The sequence below is a fragment of the Pseudomonas fluorescens genome (genome assembly GCF_900636825.1).
GTDB classification, from domain to species: Bacteria; Pseudomonadota; Gammaproteobacteria; order Pseudomonadales; family Pseudomonadaceae; genus Aquipseudomonas; species Aquipseudomonas fluorescens_BG.
Genome location: NZ_LR134318.1, coordinates 5,999,984 through 6,015,174, shown reverse-complemented (window position 1 = coordinate 6,015,174; position 15,191 = coordinate 5,999,984). Strand labels below are relative to the sequence as shown.

Sequence of the window (15,191 nt, the reverse complement as noted above, 5' to 3'; positions counted from 1 at the left end):
TATGAGTAGCGGACGTATCGTTCAAATCATCGGCGCCGTTATCGACGTGGAATTTCCACGCGACAGCGTACCGAGCATCTACAACGCGCTGAAAGTAATGAGCGCGGCTGAAACCACTCTGGAAGTTCAGCAACAGCTGGGCGACGGCGTGGTTCGCACCATTGCCATGGGTTCCACCGAGGGCTTGAAGCGCGGTCTGGAAGTCACTGACTCTGGCGCAGCCATTTCCGTGCCGGTCGGTAAAGCGACCCTGGGCCGGATCATGGACGTCCTCGGTAACCCGATCGACGAAGCTGGCCCGATCGACACCGAAGAGCGCTGGGGCATTCACCGCGCAGCACCTTCGTTCGCCGAACAGGCAGGCGGCAACGATCTGCTGGAAACCGGCATCAAGGTTATCGACTTGGTTTGCCCGTTCGCCAAGGGCGGTAAAGTCGGTCTGTTCGGTGGTGCCGGTGTAGGCAAAACCGTAAACATGATGGAACTGATCCGTAACATCGCCATCGAGCACAGCGGTTATTCCGTGTTCGCCGGTGTGGGTGAGCGTACTCGTGAGGGTAACGACTTCTACCACGAGATGAAGGACTCCAACGTTCTGGACAAAGTGGCACTGGTTTACGGTCAGATGAACGAGCCGCCGGGTAACCGTCTGCGCGTAGCACTGACCGGCCTGACCATGGCCGAGAAGTTCCGTGACGAAGGTAACGACGTTCTGCTGTTCGTCGACAACATCTATCGTTACACCCTGGCCGGTACTGAAGTATCCGCACTGCTGGGCCGTATGCCTTCTGCAGTAGGTTACCAGCCGACCCTGGCTGAAGAGATGGGCGTTCTGCAGGAACGTATCACTTCGACCAAGGAAGGTTCGATCACTTCGATCCAAGCGGTATACGTACCTGCGGATGACTTGACCGACCCGTCGCCAGCGACCACCTTCGCCCACTTGGACGCCACCGTCGTTCTGTCCCGTGACATCGCTTCCCTGGGTATCTACCCGGCGGTAGATCCACTGGATTCGACTTCGCGCCAGCTGGACCCGAACGTAATCGGCCAGGACCACTACGACACCGCTCGCGGCGTTCAGTACGTTCTGCAACGTTACAAAGAGCTGAAGGACATCATCGCGATCCTGGGTATGGACGAGCTGTCGGAAGCCGACAAGCAGTTGGTTAACCGTGCTCGTAAGATCCAGCGCTTCTTGTCGCAGCCGTTCTTCGTGGCTGAAGTCTTCACCGGTGCTTCGGGTAAATACGTTTCCCTGAAAGACACCATTGCTGGCTTCAAAGGCATCCTCAACGGTGACTACGACCACCTGCCAGAACAAGCGTTCTACATGGTTGGCGGCATCGAAGAAGCGATCGAGAAAGCCAAGAAACTGTAATCCCGGCGCCCGGCAACGGGCGCTAATTTAGGTTGAGGCAATCAGATGGCTATGACAGTCCATTGCGATATCGTCAGCGCGGAAGGGGAAATCTTTTCCGGCCTGGTCGAGATGGTGATTGCGCACGGTGCACTGGGTGATCTTGGTATCGCTCTGGGTCACGCGCCGCTGATCACTAATCTGAAGCCAGGTCCGATCCGCCTGATCAAGCAAGGCGGGGAAGCCGAGGTGTTCTACATCTCCGGTGGTTTCCTCGAGGTTCAGCCGAACATGGTCAAGGTGCTTGCCGATACTGTGCAACGTGCTGCCGACCTGGATGAAGCTCAGGCTCAAGCAGCTCTCAAGGCTGCCGAGAATGCCCTGAACGAAAAAGGCGCGGACTTCGATTACGGCGCCGCTGCCACACGTCTGGCCGAAGCTGCAGCTCAGCTGCGCACCGTCCAGCAGATCCGCAAGAAGTTTGGCGGTTGATCCGTCAACGCTTGTTGTGTGATTGATAAAAAAGGGTAGCCTCGGCTACCCTTTTTTCTTTTCCGAATTCAAACCCCGGTCGCAGTTGCTGACCACCCAGGATTGGTAGCCAGTCATGTCTCTTGAAATCGTTATCCTCGCGGCCGGTCAAGGCACTCGTATGCGTTCGGCGCTACCGAAGGTGCTGCACCCGATTGCCGGCAATTCCATGCTGGGCCATGTTATCCACAGCGCACGGCAGTTGGACCCGCAACGCATTCATGTGGTCATCGGCCACGGGGCCGACGCAGTGCGCGAGCGTCTGGCGGCTGACGATCTGAATTTCGTTCTGCAAGACAAGCAACTGGGCACGGGCCACGCGACCGCGCAAGCCGTTCCGTTCATTACTGCCGACACCGTATTGATCCTTTACGGCGACGTACCGCTGATCGAAGTCGAAACCCTGCAACGTCTGCTCAAACAAGTGGTGCCGGGGCAAATGGGCTTGCTCACTGTTGAACTGGACGATCCAACCGGCTATGGCCGCATCGTGCGTGACGCGGACGGCAAGGTTGCGGCAATCGTCGAGCATAAAGATGCCAGCGAAGCACAACGCGCTATCACCGAAGGCAACACGGGCATTCTCGCTGTTCCCGCCAATCGGCTGGCCGACTGGATGAGCCGGCTGTCCAACAACAACGCTCAAGGCGAGTACTACCTGACTGACGTGATTGAAATGGCGGTCAGTGACGGTCTGGTGGTGGCTACCGAACAACCCCACGACGCGATGGAAGTGCAGGGCGCCAATGATCGCAAGCAGCTGTCCGAGCTGGAGCGGCATTACCAGTTGCGTGCTGGCCGTCGTCTGATGGCACAGGGCGTGACGCTGCGTGACCCGGCGCGGTTTGATGTGCGTGGCGAAGTGACCGTCGGCCGCGATGTGCTGATCGACATCAACGTGATCCTCGAAGGCAACGTCGTGATTGAAGATGATGTGGTCATCGGTCCGAACTGTGTCATCAAGGACAGCACCCTGCGCAAAGGCGTGGTGATCAAGGCCAACAGTCACATCGAAGGCGCAGTCCTCGGTGAAGGCAGCGATGCCGGACCGTTCGCGCGTCTGCGTCCCGGCACCGTGCTTGAAGCGCGCGCGCATGTAGGCAACTTCGTTGAACTGAAAAATGCACACATGGGCGAGGGCGCCAAGGCTGGTCATTTGACCTATCTGGGCGATGCCGAAATCGGTGCACGTACTAACATCGGCGCTGGCACCATCACTTGCAACTACGATGGCGCCAACAAGTGGAAAACCGTGTTGGGTGCCGACGTGTTCATCGGCTCGAACAATTCGCTGGTGGCACCTGTGGATATCTCCAACGGTGCAACCACTGCGGCTGGATCGACCATCACGCAAAATGTGGATAACGCGCAGTTGGCGGTGGGCCGCGCGCGGCAGAAGAACATCGATGGCTGGAAGCGCCCGGAAAAAATCAAAAAATCCTGATTTATCCACAATCTCTGTGGGAGCGGCCTGCTCGCGAATGCGGTTGATCAGTCACATATCACGTGGCTGAGTCGCCCTTTCGCCAGCAGCTTGCTCCCACAGTCATTTCAAGCTTTCTGAATTTTTCTGCTCAAGACTTGACGGCATCCTTTCGATAGAGTTTCATTGCTTGCGTTATCTTTCGAATCGAAACTTAGGTCATCATGTCGAAGCGCAACACGCCACAACGTCGCCACAACATTCTCGCCTTGCTTAATGAGCAGGGAGAAGTGAGCGTCGATGAATTGGCCAAGCGCTTCGAAACCTCTGAAGTTACGATTCGCAAGGATCTGGCGGCGCTGGAAAGCCATGGTCTGCTGCTGCGCCGCTACGGTGGCGCAATCACCATGCCGCAGGAACTGGTCGCGGAAGCTGCGCAGAGCGTTTCCAGATACAAGCAGGCGATCGCCCGTGCCGCGGTGAAACGCATCCGCGAACACGCGCGCATCATCATCGACAGCGGCAGCACCACCGCCGCGATGATCCCTGAACTTGGCCAGCAGCCTGGTTTGGTAGTGATGACCAATTCATTGCATGTCGCCAATGCCTTGAGCGAGCTCGAACACGAGCCGGTGCTGTTGATGACCGGCGGCACTTGGGATCCGCATTCCGAATCCTTTCAAGGCCAGGTCGCCGAGCAGGTACTACGCTCCTACGACTTCGACCAGTTGTTCATCGGTGCCGACGGCATCGACCTCGTCCGCGGCACCACGACCTTCAATGAATTGCTCGGTTTGAGCCGGGTCATGGCTGACGTCGCGCGGGAAGTCATCGTCATGGTCGAAGCCGACAAGATCGGCCGCAAGATCCCCAATCTGGAGCTGCCGTGGAGCAGCGTCCATACCCTAATTACCGATGATCGCTTGCCTGAAGATGCACGTGATCAGATTCAGGCGCGCGGTATCAATTTGATCTGCGCGACTGTCAGCCAGGAGAAATAACCATGTGTGGAATTGTCGGCGCAGTGGCTGAACGTAACATCACCGCGATCCTGCTCGAGGGCCTCAAGCGCCTCGAATACCGTGGCTACGACAGCGCGGGTGTGGCGGTATACACCAACGACGAAACCCTCGAGCGCATGCGTCGCCCGGGTAAAGTCAGCGAGCTCGAAGCGGCGTTGGCCGAGCATCCACTGGCTGGCCGTCTCGGTATTGCCCACACCCGCTGGGCGACTCACGGCGCACCGTGCGAACGCAACGCGCACCCGCATTTCTCCGGCGACATCGCTGTGGTGCACAACGGCATCATCGAAAACCACGAAGCGCTGCGTGAGCAACTCAAAGCGTTGGGCTATGTATTTACCTCGGACACTGACACCGAAGTCATTGCGCACCTGCTCACTGAAAAGCTCAAGGAGCAACCTGACCTGACCGTTGCACTCAAGGCGACGGTCAAGGAGCTGCACGGGGCTTACGGTCTGGCGGTGATCAATACCCGGCAGCCGGATCGCCTGGTGGCCGCGCGCAGCGGCAGCCCGCTGGTGATCGGTTTGGGTCTGGGTGAGAACTTCCTGGCGTCCGACCAACTGGCGTTGCGTCAGGTCACTGACCGTTTCATGTACCTGGAAGAAGGCGATATCGCCGAAATTCGCCGCGACGACGTGCAGATCTGGGACGTCGATGGCAAATCCGTCGAGCGCCAGACCGTGCAATACACCGACGGCGCTGAAGCGGCCGATAAAGGTGAATTTCGCCACTACATGCTCAAGGAAATCCACGAGCAACCGGCCGTTGTGCAGCGCACCCTCGAAGGTCGCCTGAGCAATGATCAGGTGCTGGTTCAGGCGTTCGGCCCACAAGCGGCCGAGCTGTTCGCCAAAGTGCGCAACGTGCAGATCGTTGCCTGTGGCACCAGTTATCACGCCGGTATGGTCGCCCGTTACTGGCTCGAAGAGCTGGCCGGCATCCCGTGCCAGGTCGAGGTCGCCAGCGAATTCCGCTACCGCAAAGTAGTGGTGCAGCCAGACACGTTGTTCGTAACCATCTCGCAGTCCGGCGAAACCGCCGACACCTTGGCTGCCTTGCGCAACGCCAAGGAATTGGGCTTCCTCGCCAGCCTGGCGATCTGCAACGTCGGCATCAGCTCGCTGGTGCGTGAATCCGATCTGACCTTGCTGACCCAGGCCGGCCGCGAAATCGGCGTGGCCTCGACCAAAGCGTTCACCACGCAACTGGTTGGTCTGCTCCTGCTGACCCTGTCCCTGGGTCAAGTGCGCGGCACGCTGGACAAAGCTGTTGAAGCAACGCTGGTCGAAGAACTGCGTCGCCTGCCAACTCGCCTCGGCGAAGCGCTGGCCATGGACAGCACCGTGGAAAAAATCGCCGAGCTGTTCGCCGAGAAAAATCACACGCTGTTCCTCGGCCGTGGCGCGCAATTCCCGGTGGCCATGGAAGGAGCCTTGAAACTCAAGGAAATCTCCTACATCCACGCCGAAGCCTACCCGGCAGGCGAGCTCAAGCACGGTCCGTTGGCACTTGTGGATAACGACATGCCAGTGGTCACCGTTGCGCCAAACAACGAACTGCTGGAAAAGCTCAAATCCAACCTGCAGGAAGTCCGCGCCCGCGGCGGCGAGCTGATCGTGTTCGCCGATGAAAAAGCCGGGATGACCAACGGTGAAGGCACCCACGTGGTGCACATGCCGCACATCCACGACATCCTCTCGCCGATCCTCTACACAATCCCGCTGCAGTTACTGTCGTACTACGTCGCCGTGCTCAAGGGCACGGACGTGGATCAGCCGCGTAACCTCGCGAAATCGGTGACGGTGGAATAATTTATCCACAATTGAGTTAATCGCCGCAAAAGATCGCAGCCTGCGGCAGCTCCTACACGGGAATCGTATTTCGCCTGTAGGAGCTGCCGCAGGCTGCGATTTTTTGATTTTTGATGTGAGGGTTGACCCCATGGACCGCTTCCAGGAAATGCACATCTTCGCCACCGTCGCCCAAGAGCAAGGCTTCTCTTCTGCCGCTCGGCGTCTGGGGCTATCGGCGGCGAGTGTGACGCGGGCAGTAGCGGCGCTGGAGTTGCGTATTGGCACGCAGTTACTGGTTCGCACCACGCGCAGTGTGCATTTGAGTGAGGCGGGGCAGCGTTATCTGGAAGACTGTCGCAGGATTCTCGCCGAGGTGCAGGAAGCCGAGGATTCTGCGGCCGGCAGCCATGCGCAGCCGCGCGGGCAACTGACGGTCACCGCGCCGGTATTGTTTGGGGATCTGTTTGTCACGCCGGTGATGGCGGCTTACCTCGCGCAGTATCCGGATGTCACGATCAATGCGGTGCTGGTCGACCGGATCGTCAACATCGTGGAAGAGGGTATTGATGTTGCGGTGCGTATCGGTGATCTGCCAGATAGCAGTCAGCATGCGATCCGGGTCGGCGACGTCCGACGAGTCATTTGTGGTTCGCCGCAATACTTTGCCCGACATGGGCGCCCGAAGCATCCGCAGGAGCTCGCCACGGCGCCGGTGGTGGCGACATCGGCCACCGGCCAGCAACGCAGTTGGCCGTTTCTCGACGCTGGCGAGGCAATTACTGTGCGGCCAGAGCCGCGTTTGATTGTCACGGCCAATCAGGCCGCAATCACTGCCGCGTCGCTGGGGCTGGGTCTGACCCGGGTGCTGTCGTATCAAGTGGCAGCGAAGGTGGCCGCCGGCGAGCTGGAGATCGTGCTGGCGGACTTCGAGCTGCCGCCGCTGCCGATCCATCTCGTATATCAGGGCGGTCGCAAAGCCCCCGCGCGGGTGCGCAGCTTCATCGACTTCGCCGTCGCTGCGCTACGCCAACATCCTGCGTTATTGCATGAGCTGAAATAACTCATTGCACTTGCTGGTGATTCTGTTGTTTTCGAGTTCCGTGGAAGATAGCTACATCAGGCGCGCTCATCACCGCAGCGACGCCACTCTTCAGCGGAGTCGACCATGCAAGCGATCAAACTCTACAACTTCCCGCGCTCGGGCCACGCTCACCGGGTTCAGTTGATGCTGTCCTTGCTGCAACTGCCGACCGAGCTGATCCTCATCGACTTGGCTAAAGGTGAGCACAAGCAAGCGCCTTATCTGGCGATCAATAGCTTCGGTCAGGTGCCGGCGATCGATGACGACGGCGTGGTGCTGGCCGATTCCAACGCGATCCTGGTGTATCTGGCGCACAAATATGGAAACGGTCGTTGGCTGCCTGCTGACCCGCTGGGTGCTGCGCAGGTGCAACGCTGGTTGTCAGTCGCCGCTGGGCCAATCGCTTTCGGGCCCGCTACCGCGCGACTGGTCACGGTGTTTGGCGCCCAACTGAATGCAGAAGAGGCAATCGCCCGAGCGCACAACCTGCTCAAAGTAATGGACGTCGAACTGGCCAGGACCGTGTATCTGGCCGGCGCCGAACCGACCATTGCCGATGTTTCTGCCTATAGCTATATCGCCCATGCACCAGAAGGCAACGTCTCGCTGGATGACTACGCCCATGTGCGCGCCTGGCTGGCCCGCGTCGAAGCCTTGCCCGGTTTTGTCGGCATGCCGCGCACCGTCGCGGGTCTGCAAACCACTGCCTGATTTTCGCAACCCAGACTGCCGACGGTGCAGGGGAGAGGTCATGATGGAACGTTCACCGTGGCACGTTCAATACGCTGGGCAATCTGCTGCACGATCCCCGCACAGAGCACCCAGTCGCTGATCCTCGATCTGTAACGCGCGCTCCTACACGTGGAGACGTGTTCAGGCGTAGGACAGGGATTTTTCCTCGAGCAATTCCTGATACAGCTCGGTCCATTTGCGGCCCATTTCATCGGCTGTGAATAACTGTCGGTAACGTGCTTCCGCTTTCACGCCCATCGCAGCGGCCCGCGCCGGATCGTCCCACAACGTACGCATCGCTTCACGAAACGCCTGTGGATTACTCGGCGGTACGACCAGACCGGTCTCGTTATGGATATTGATATAACTGGTACCGGTACCGATCTCACTGGAAATCATCGGTTTGCCATACATCGCGCCTTCGAGCAGCGAAATACCGAACGCTTCCGAGCGCAGGTGCGATGGGAAGACGATTGCGTAGCTCAATTGCAGCAACGCAACTTTGTCTTCATCTCCCAGGCGCCCGAGGAAGTGAATGTTGCGCAGTCCAAGAGCCGCCGCTTGCGCATGCAACTGCTGTTCGAGCGGGCCGGCGCCGACGATTACCACCGGGTAATCAACGTCCTTCAAGGCATCGAGCAGGATGTGCAAACCTTTGTAATAACGCATGACGCCGACAAACAGGAAAAACTTATCCCCAAGCTGCTGGCGCCAATGGTTCATGCGTTCCGTATCGGCCTGTGGATAACCTGCCTTGTTCAAACCGTAAGGGATGACTCGCGTCTTGTCTTGAAACTGTTGCAGCACGTCGCTGGTATGCAAGTAGTTCGGCGAAGCCGCGACGATGCGATCGGCACTGGCAAGGAAGCGGTTCATCAGGGGCCGATAAAGTTTGAGCAGGTGCTTCTGACGGATGATGTCCGAGTGGTACGTGACCACGCTGGGTTTATTCACGGCGCTGGCGAAATGCACCAGATCCATGAACGGCCACGGGAAGTGGTAATTGACCACATCGGCTTCGGCGGCCATTTCGCGGAATTGCTTGAACACACTCCAGGAAAATCCGGTGGAGGCAAACTGAATGTCGAGTTTGGCGCGATGCACTTCGTGGTGACCGACTTTCAGCACGGCTGGCGTCGGATCGGTGCTCAACGTCAGCACCTGGCCGTCGATGCCGTGTTTAGCGCCGCTTTCGCAAAGCTGGAAGATCACTTGCTCGATGCCGCCGACCGAGTCAGGCAAGTAGGTTTTGAAAAAATGAAGTACGCGCATTTCAACCTCCCATGGCCTGGCGGTAGGCACCGGCCGTAGCCTGTGCGCAACGCTGCCAGGAAAAAAGCCGTGCCTGCTGCAATCCGGCTTCTCGGCATGCCTGCCAATGTGCTTGATCGTCGATCAGTCGGGTCATCGCATCACGCAAGCCGACAGCATCGTCAGCTTCAATATAGTTGCCGGCCGCGCCCGCGACCTCCGGCATCGCCGAAGCACGGGTCAGGATCACCGGCGTGCCGCTGGCCAGTGCCTCCAGCACCGGCAGGCCAAAACCTTCGTACAACGACGGGAAGACCAACGCCCGCGCCCCGGCGAGCAGTTGCGCAACGTGTTCATCGGGCAAATAGCCGAGCAGACACACATGTCCACCGGCCAGAGCCCGACGCAGTTCGTCGCTGAATTGTTCGCGCTGCCAGCCGGCCATGCCGACGATGAGCAGCGGAAAACGCTCGCGCACCGCTTCCGGCAGCTGGGCATGAGCGCGCAGTGCCAGCGTCAGATTCTTGCGCGGTTCCAAGGTGCCGACACACAGGAAATACTCGCGCGCAGTGACCGCATGCGCCTTCAGTACGGTGTCGATTACCGTTGCCTCACGGGGATGAAACCGTGTAGCGACGCCCAACGGTGCGACGACAAAACGCTCGGCGGGCAGCCCGAAATACTCCTGTGCCTCCTCGGCGATGGCGTTCGAGTCGGTAAGAATCAGCTGCGCCTGTTCGACACCCAGCGCCAGGCGCCGCTCGATTTCCTTCAGGCGCGCTGCTGGCTGCGTGTCCGGAAAATGCAGGTGCGTAAGGTCGTGCAGGGTGATGACTGTCGGGCCATCGAACGCCAGTGGCCACAGACTCGGTTCGTGATACAGATCGATCCCTTGCGCGCTGCCTTGATCGAAACGTTTTTGTTCCAGCCAGCGCCGCGCCTGATAAGCGCCGGGAATTTGCCGCAGCAGTGGCGTCAGTCGCGAGTAACCGGGCAGGGCCGCGTCCGGCAGCGCCGAGCTCCAGCCCCAGCCGTGGAACAGTGTTACTTCAATGTCAGGTTCGCTGTGCAAGGCGTTGACCAGCTCGGCAACGTATTGGCCGATGCCGGTGCGCGGTGCCTGCAAAATGCGGGCGTTAAGGGCAATGCGCATGCTGCCTCGCTGGCGCCGTCGGCGCTTCCAGAATATTGCGCACGCTGCGTTCGGCCAGTTGCTGACTGGCTTCGCGCCAGCCGATCCACTGCCAGTCGGCGACATCGCGAGCCGCGGGGAACTGGCCGCTGTGCTCGAAAGCGATGATCAGCTCGGCCAGGCTTTGCGGCGCCTGCAGATCGAAATAGGCCATGAACTCGCCACCAATTTCCCGGAACACCGCGATATCGCTGCCCATGGCCGGCAAGCCGCGCTGCATGGCTTCCACCAGTGGCAGGCCGAAGCCTTCGACGAAGGATGGAAAGACCAAGGCGCGGGCATTGGCATAGGCGTGTTCGAGGCTGGTGTCGCTCAAGTCATTGAACATGAACAGGCGTTGATTCAGTTCGGGATGCCGGCGCACCCGCTCGAGCAAAGCATCGCATTTCCAGCCAATGCGCCCGGCGATACACAGGCGAGCGCTGGAACCCGCCGCCCAAGCACGTTCGAATGCATCAAGCAGATAGTCGTGGTTCTTGCGCGGTTCGATGGTGCTGACCATCAGGAACACCGGCCCGGGCCTGGCAAACATCTGCGTCAGACGCGGCTCAATGGTTTCCTCGCTGCTGTGCAGGTCCAGTTCCGAGCCGAGGTGAAAGAAGTCGAACCAGCGCTTGTCGCTCTGCGTCACGCCGAGCCGACGTTGCAGCTCGTCACGCACCTGGTCGCGCACCGTGGCGGAAATCGCCATGTAACCGTCGGCCGTGCGCGTGATCCAGTCGAACCACTCACTGAAAACCTGCACCAGCCGGGCGTCGTAGAACTGCGGGTGGGTCAATGGAATCAGATCGTAAACCACCGCGATCATGCCGACGCCGTCACGCTTGAGTTGTTCGGCGTGGGCAAAAAAATCCGAATGCCAGGACGAATCCAGCAGCACCAGCTGATCGCCGGGCTGATGTTGCAGCGGCGAGCAGCGTTTGAGCAGTTGCGTATGGTTGATGGCGCCAATCAAGCGCAGCGGTAAACCGAATATGCCGAACGACGTCAGGCGATAGGCGACAAACAACACACGCCGCACCGATTTCGCGCTGCACTGGCCGTCGAGGCGCTGGTGCCATTGCCAGAAGCGATGCGCCAGCCGTTGCAGGCGCTCGCCGAATGTCGCCAGAGCGTTGAACACCGGTGTGTCCAACGGTGCCAGACGCTGCACCCGATAGAGCTGACCATTGAGCAGGATCACCGGCATGCACTCGACACCGTCGGCACTCGCAGGCAATTGCTTGATGACGTTGCGCACCACGCGCTGGATCCCCGAGTTGACCTTCGGGTGCTTGAATACGTGCGTGCATTCGACCAGCAGGCGGGTCATGAGGTGCGCTCGACAGGCCTGACTTCGGTTTGCCGAGTGATCGTGGTCTGGGCGTTGAGCCAAGAGCAGCCGACGAAATCCTCGTGGCGATTGTTGATCACGTGGAACACCAGGCCGTAGTCGCGCCATTCGTAATTGCGATCCAGGTGCGAGTCCAGCCGCGACAGGCTTAGCGACACTGAATAATTGCCTTTGCCCAGGCCCATAATGAAGGCGAAGCGATAGGTAAAGCGTTCGCCGGCACGCAGATCGGTGAGGGCTTTGTTCTGTCGATGGGTGTTAATGCCGTACATCATCTGGCCCAGGCGATCCTTGAGGATAAAACCCAGCACCAGCCGTTCGATGTCCTTGCGCACTTCGACCTGCACTTCCAGCACCACCGGTTGCCCGACTTCAGCGGCATCGATGCTGCGCTCGTTGGCGTCGAGCAGGCGCACCCCAAGGATCGCCGCTTCGCCGGTGCCGGACACGGTTTGCACCTCGCCGCCGGCGAGCATTTCCTGGCGCACCACCTGACCTTCGCGTTCGGCCATCAGCGCGTTGTAATAATCGAGCACGGCCTCGGGTTTGCCGTACATGGCCATGCGCCCATCCTTGAGCAGGATCGCCGAGTCGCAGATCGACTGGATCGCCGAGCGGTCGTGGGACACGATCAGCAGCGTGGTGCCGGCCTTGCGGAAACTGCGGATGCGCTCAAAGCTCTTGTGCTGGAAATAGGCGTCGCCCACTGACAGCGCTTCGTCGACGATCAGAATATCCGGGCGCCGGGCGGTGGCGACGCTGAATGCCAGGCGCATCTGCATGCCGCTGGAATAAGTGCGCACCGGGTGGTCGATGGCCTCACCGATTTCGGCAAAGTGTTCGATCTCGGGCATTAACGCCTCGATCTCTTCGAGCTGCATGCCCAGCAACTGACCGGCCATGATCGCGTTCTGGCGACCAGTGAAATCGGCATGGAAACCCATGCCCAGTTCCAGCAGCGCGGCGACCCGGCCTTCGAGTTCGATCTTGCCGGCGGTTGGCTGGGTGGTGCCGGTGATCATCTTCAACAGGGTGCTTTTGCCGGCACCGTTGGCGCCGACGATGCCCACCGCTTCTCCGGGGGCGATCTCGAACTCGACGTCGCGCAGCACCCAGTGCTGATGGTGACGGATGGGCGAGAAAGGGATCAGCCATTCGGCCAGCCGCGCCCAGCGATTGGGGTATTGCTTGTAAGCCTTGCTCAGGCCGGTGACTCGAATATGTCCCATCAGAGTTCATCCACCATTTCGCCGACGCGTTGACGAAACAGCCGCAGCCCGATCAGGCAGAACACGATACCGGTGACGAAGATTGGCAGCAGCGAGCTCCAGACCGGCCACTGACCATAGAGAAACAGGTTCTGATAACTGCTGAACAGGTTGGTCAGCGGATTGAGTTGCAGCAGACGCTGTACCCAATCCGGCAGGATGCTGATCGGGTAAACGATCGGTGTCAGCCAGAACCAGAACTGCAGGCAGATCGCGAAGAGCTGGCCGACGTCGCGGAAGAATACGTTCAACACCCCAAGCACCATGCCAAGGCCAGCGCAGAACAGCATTTGCAGAGCGATCAGCGGAATCAGCGCCAACAGGGCCATGCCCGGCCAGCGCCCGGTCACCAGCAGGAAACCGAGAAACAGCGCAATGATGATCGCGAAGTTGATCCCGGCATTGATCAGCACGATCACCGGCAGGCAGATCCGCGGGAAGCTGATTTTCTTCAGCAGGTTGGCGTTATCGAGAAACATCGTCTGGCTGCGCAACGTGATCTCGGAAAACAGACCCCAGGCCAGCAGACCGGCGCACAGGTAAACGCTGTAAGCCATGCCGTCGTCCACGCCCGGCAGGCGCGCACGCATGATGTGCGAGAAGATCACTGTGTAAACGACGATCATCGACAGCGGATTGAAGATCGGCCAGAGAGCGCCGAACAGCGAGTTGCGGTAACGCGCTTGAAACTCTCGTTGCACGCTACCGAGGATGAAACCACGGTAACTGCGCAGCGAGCGGTACAGGGAAAGCAGCATTCAAACCGTCCTGCCGTATTGGTCTTCGAAGCGAACGATATCGTCCTCTCCCAGGTATTCGCCGCTCTGCACTTCGATGATCACCAGATCGATCACGCCGGGATTCTCCAGGCGGTGCTTATGGCCGGCCGCAATAAACGTTGATTCGTTCTTTGCCACCAGTGTCGTGCCTGAGCCGTTGTTGGTGACCTTGGCCATGCCTTCGACCACCACCCAGTGCTCGTTGCGGTGATGGTGCATCTGCAAGGACAACTTGCCGCCGGGTTTGACCACGATGCGCTTGATCTTGAAGCGCGGGCCTTCTTCCAGAACGGTATAGCTGCCCCATGGCCGGCTGACCGTACGATGCAGGCGATAGGCTTCGTGGGATTTGTCCTTGAGTTGCTTGGCCACGCGGCGCACGTCCTGCGCGCGATCGGCGTGGGCGATCAGCACGGCGTCGGCGGTGTCGATCACGATCAGGTTATCCACACCCACCGCAGCGACGAGACGCCCTTCGCTCTGCACGAAGTTGTTGTGGCTGTCCACGAAGATGGCTTCACCGCTGGCGCGGTTGTTGTCGGCGTCGGCCGGAATCAGCGCGGCGACAGCGCTCCACGAACCGATATCGCTCCAGTCGAATCCGGCGGGCACCACCACGACTTTTTCCGAGCGCTCCATCAACGCGTAGTCGATGGAAATGTCGGTGATGTCAGCGAACAGTGTCGGCGACAGTTCCTGTTGCAGGCAGCCGGCGGTTTCCACCGGCGCGCTGGCCTGCATGCAGGTGCGGGTCTGTTCCAACAACTCGGGTGCGTGCAGTTGCAACTCGGCGATCAGGGTGGCGGTGGTGAAACAGAACATTCCCGAGTTCCACAGGAAGTTGCCGCTTTCCAGATAATGCGTGGCGGTTTGCAAGTCGGGTTTCTCGACAAAGCGCTGCACTTTCGCCGCGCCTTTGGCGTCGAGTGGCGCGCCGGTTTCGATGTAGCCGAAGCCGGTTTCCGGCGCGGTCGGGATTACGCCGAAGGTCACCAGATAACCGTCCTTCGCCAGATTGACCGCGTGTTCGACCGCAGTTTTCAGCGCGTCCTGATTAACGATCAGATGATCTGCGGGCATCACCACCATGATCGCGTCGTCACCGTGCAGCGCTTGCAGCGACAGGGCCGCGGCGGCAACGGCCGGGGCGGTGTTGCGCCCGGTCGGCTCCAGCAGGAAATGCCCGCGATGGCGCGACACGTGGGCGGCGCAATAGTGATCCCTGCTCTGGAAGTAATATTCGCGGTTGGTCACCGTGACAATGTCGCCCCAGCCGTCAAGCAACGCGGCGGCGCGCTGATAAGTCTTGCCGAGCAGCGACTGGCCGTCGGGCAGGGTCATGAACGGTTTGGGGTGGCCCTCGCGGGACACCGGCCACAAACGCGTGCCGGCACCGCCGGACAGAATCACGGGAATCAGCATG

General features: G+C 59.7%; 13 protein-coding genes. 7 read left to right on the top strand and 6 right to left on the bottom strand.

Annotation, left to right across the window (positions count from 1 at the left end; all coding sequences use genetic code 11):
- Window position 1 precedes the first annotated feature (1 nt).
- From atpD to EL257_RS27510, 7 genes are all read left to right on the top strand, one after another.
- A complete protein-coding gene (gene atpD / locus EL257_RS27540) occupies window positions 2-1,381 on the top strand; it encodes a F0F1 ATP synthase subunit beta (RefSeq protein ID WP_126367924.1) in 1,380 nt (459 codons plus the stop codon).
- Between the two features lie 45 nt (window positions 1,382-1,426).
- A complete protein-coding gene (locus tag EL257_RS27535; RefSeq protein ID WP_016772407.1) occupies window positions 1,427-1,852 on the top strand; it encodes a F0F1 ATP synthase subunit epsilon in 426 nt (141 codons plus the stop codon).
- Window positions 1,853-1,967: 115 nt separating this feature from the next.
- Window positions 1,968-3,335 (top strand): bifunctional UDP-N-acetylglucosamine diphosphorylase/glucosamine-1-phosphate N-acetyltransferase GlmU, encoded by a 1,368-nt coding sequence (gene glmU, locus EL257_RS27530; RefSeq protein ID WP_126367922.1) that lies wholly within the window; start codon window positions 1,968-1,970, stop codon window positions 3,333-3,335.
- A 200-nt stretch (window positions 3,336-3,535) separates the two neighbouring features.
- Complete coding sequence (locus EL257_RS27525) at window positions 3,536-4,315, top strand: DeoR/GlpR family DNA-binding transcription regulator (protein ID WP_172604591.1); 780 nt, start codon at window positions 3,536-3,538, stop codon at window positions 4,313-4,315.
- A gap of 2 nt (window positions 4,316-4,317) precedes the next feature.
- Window positions 4,318-6,150, top strand: coding sequence for a glutamine--fructose-6-phosphate transaminase (isomerizing) (gene glmS, locus EL257_RS27520; RefSeq protein WP_126367917.1), 1,833 nt, complete (start codon window positions 4,318-4,320; stop codon window positions 6,148-6,150).
- 130 nt (window positions 6,151-6,280) lie between these two features.
- Window positions 6,281-7,192: a LysR family transcriptional regulator gene (locus tag EL257_RS27515; RefSeq protein ID WP_126367915.1), complete on the top strand. Its 912-nt coding sequence runs from the start codon at window positions 6,281-6,283 to the stop codon at window positions 7,190-7,192.
- A gap of 105 nt (window positions 7,193-7,297) precedes the next feature.
- Window positions 7,298-7,924 (top strand): glutathione S-transferase family protein, encoded by a 627-nt coding sequence (locus tag EL257_RS27510; RefSeq protein ID WP_126367913.1) that lies wholly within the window; start codon window positions 7,298-7,300, stop codon window positions 7,922-7,924.
- Between the two features lie 162 nt (window positions 7,925-8,086).
- Here EL257_RS27510 and EL257_RS27505 read toward each other — a convergent pair whose 3' ends face one another.
- The 6 genes from EL257_RS27505 to EL257_RS27480 are packed head-to-tail and all read right to left on the bottom strand — an operon-like array spanning window position 8,087 to window position 15,190.
- On the bottom strand, window positions 8,087-9,217 hold the full coding sequence (locus EL257_RS27505) for a glycosyltransferase family 4 protein (protein ID WP_126367911.1): 1,131 nt from the start codon (window positions 9,215-9,217) through the stop codon (window positions 8,087-8,089).
- A gap of 1 nt (window position 9,218) precedes the next feature.
- Window positions 9,219-10,349, bottom strand: coding sequence for a glycosyltransferase family 4 protein (locus EL257_RS27500; protein ID WP_126367908.1), 1,131 nt, complete (start codon window positions 10,347-10,349; stop codon window positions 9,219-9,221).
- Window positions 10,333-11,700 (bottom strand): glycosyltransferase family 4 protein, encoded by a 1,368-nt coding sequence (locus EL257_RS27495; protein ID WP_126367906.1) that lies wholly within the window; start codon window positions 11,698-11,700, stop codon window positions 10,333-10,335. The genes EL257_RS27500 and EL257_RS27495 overlap by 17 nt, the downstream gene beginning before the upstream one ends.
- The gene (locus EL257_RS27490) at window positions 11,697-12,950 is read right to left on the bottom strand and encodes an ABC transporter ATP-binding protein (protein WP_126367904.1); all 1,254 of its coding nucleotides are present in this window, start codon (window positions 12,948-12,950) and stop codon (window positions 11,697-11,699) included. The genes EL257_RS27495 and EL257_RS27490 overlap by 4 nt, the downstream gene beginning before the upstream one ends.
- Window positions 12,950-13,747 (bottom strand): ABC transporter permease, encoded by a 798-nt coding sequence (locus EL257_RS27485; RefSeq protein ID WP_126367902.1) that lies wholly within the window; start codon window positions 13,745-13,747, stop codon window positions 12,950-12,952. Before EL257_RS27485 ends, EL257_RS27490 begins: the two co-directional genes overlap by 1 nt.
- Window positions 13,748-15,190 carry a mannose-1-phosphate guanylyltransferase/mannose-6-phosphate isomerase gene (locus EL257_RS27480; protein WP_126367900.1) on the bottom strand — a complete coding sequence of 481 codons (1,443 nt, stop codon included), beginning with the start codon at window positions 15,188-15,190 and terminating at the stop codon, window positions 13,748-13,750.
- Between the last annotated feature and the right edge of the window lies 1 nt (window position 15,191).

Bases quoted from the DNA above. Each gene is read 5' to 3' on its own strand.
- atpD (WP_126367924.1), top strand. From the start codon at position 2: ATGAGTAGCGGACGTATCGTTCAAATCATCGGCGCCGTTATCGACGTG.
- EL257_RS27535 (WP_016772407.1), top strand. From the start codon at position 1,427: ATGGCTATGACAGTCCATTGCGATATCGTCAGCGCGGAAGGGGAAATC.
- glmU (WP_126367922.1), top strand. From the start codon at position 1,968: ATGTCTCTTGAAATCGTTATCCTCGCGGCCGGTCAAGGCACTCGTATG.
- glmS (WP_126367917.1), top strand. From the start codon at position 4,318: ATGTGTGGAATTGTCGGCGCAGTGGCTGAACGTAACATCACCGCGATC.
- EL257_RS27515 (WP_126367915.1), top strand. From the start codon at position 6,281: ATGGACCGCTTCCAGGAAATGCACATCTTCGCCACCGTCGCCCAAGAG.
- EL257_RS27510 (WP_126367913.1), top strand. From the start codon at position 7,298: ATGCAAGCGATCAAACTCTACAACTTCCCGCGCTCGGGCCACGCTCAC.
- EL257_RS27505 (WP_126367911.1), bottom strand. From the start codon at position 9,217: ATGCGCGTACTTCATTTTTTCAAAACCTACTTGCCTGACTCGGTCGGC.
- EL257_RS27500 (WP_126367908.1), bottom strand. From the start codon at position 10,349: ATGCGCATTGCCCTTAACGCCCGCATTTTGCAGGCACCGCGCACCGGC.
- EL257_RS27495 (WP_126367906.1), bottom strand. From the start codon at position 11,700: ATGACCCGCCTGCTGGTCGAATGCACGCACGTATTCAAGCACCCGAAG.
- EL257_RS27490 (WP_126367904.1), bottom strand. From the start codon at position 12,950: ATGGGACATATTCGAGTCACCGGCCTGAGCAAGGCTTACAAGCAATAC.
- EL257_RS27485 (WP_126367902.1), bottom strand. From the start codon at position 13,747: ATGCTGCTTTCCCTGTACCGCTCGCTGCGCAGTTACCGTGGTTTCATC.
- EL257_RS27480 (WP_126367900.1), bottom strand. From the start codon at position 15,190: ATGCTGATTCCCGTGATTCTGTCCGGCGGTGCCGGCACGCGTTTGTGG.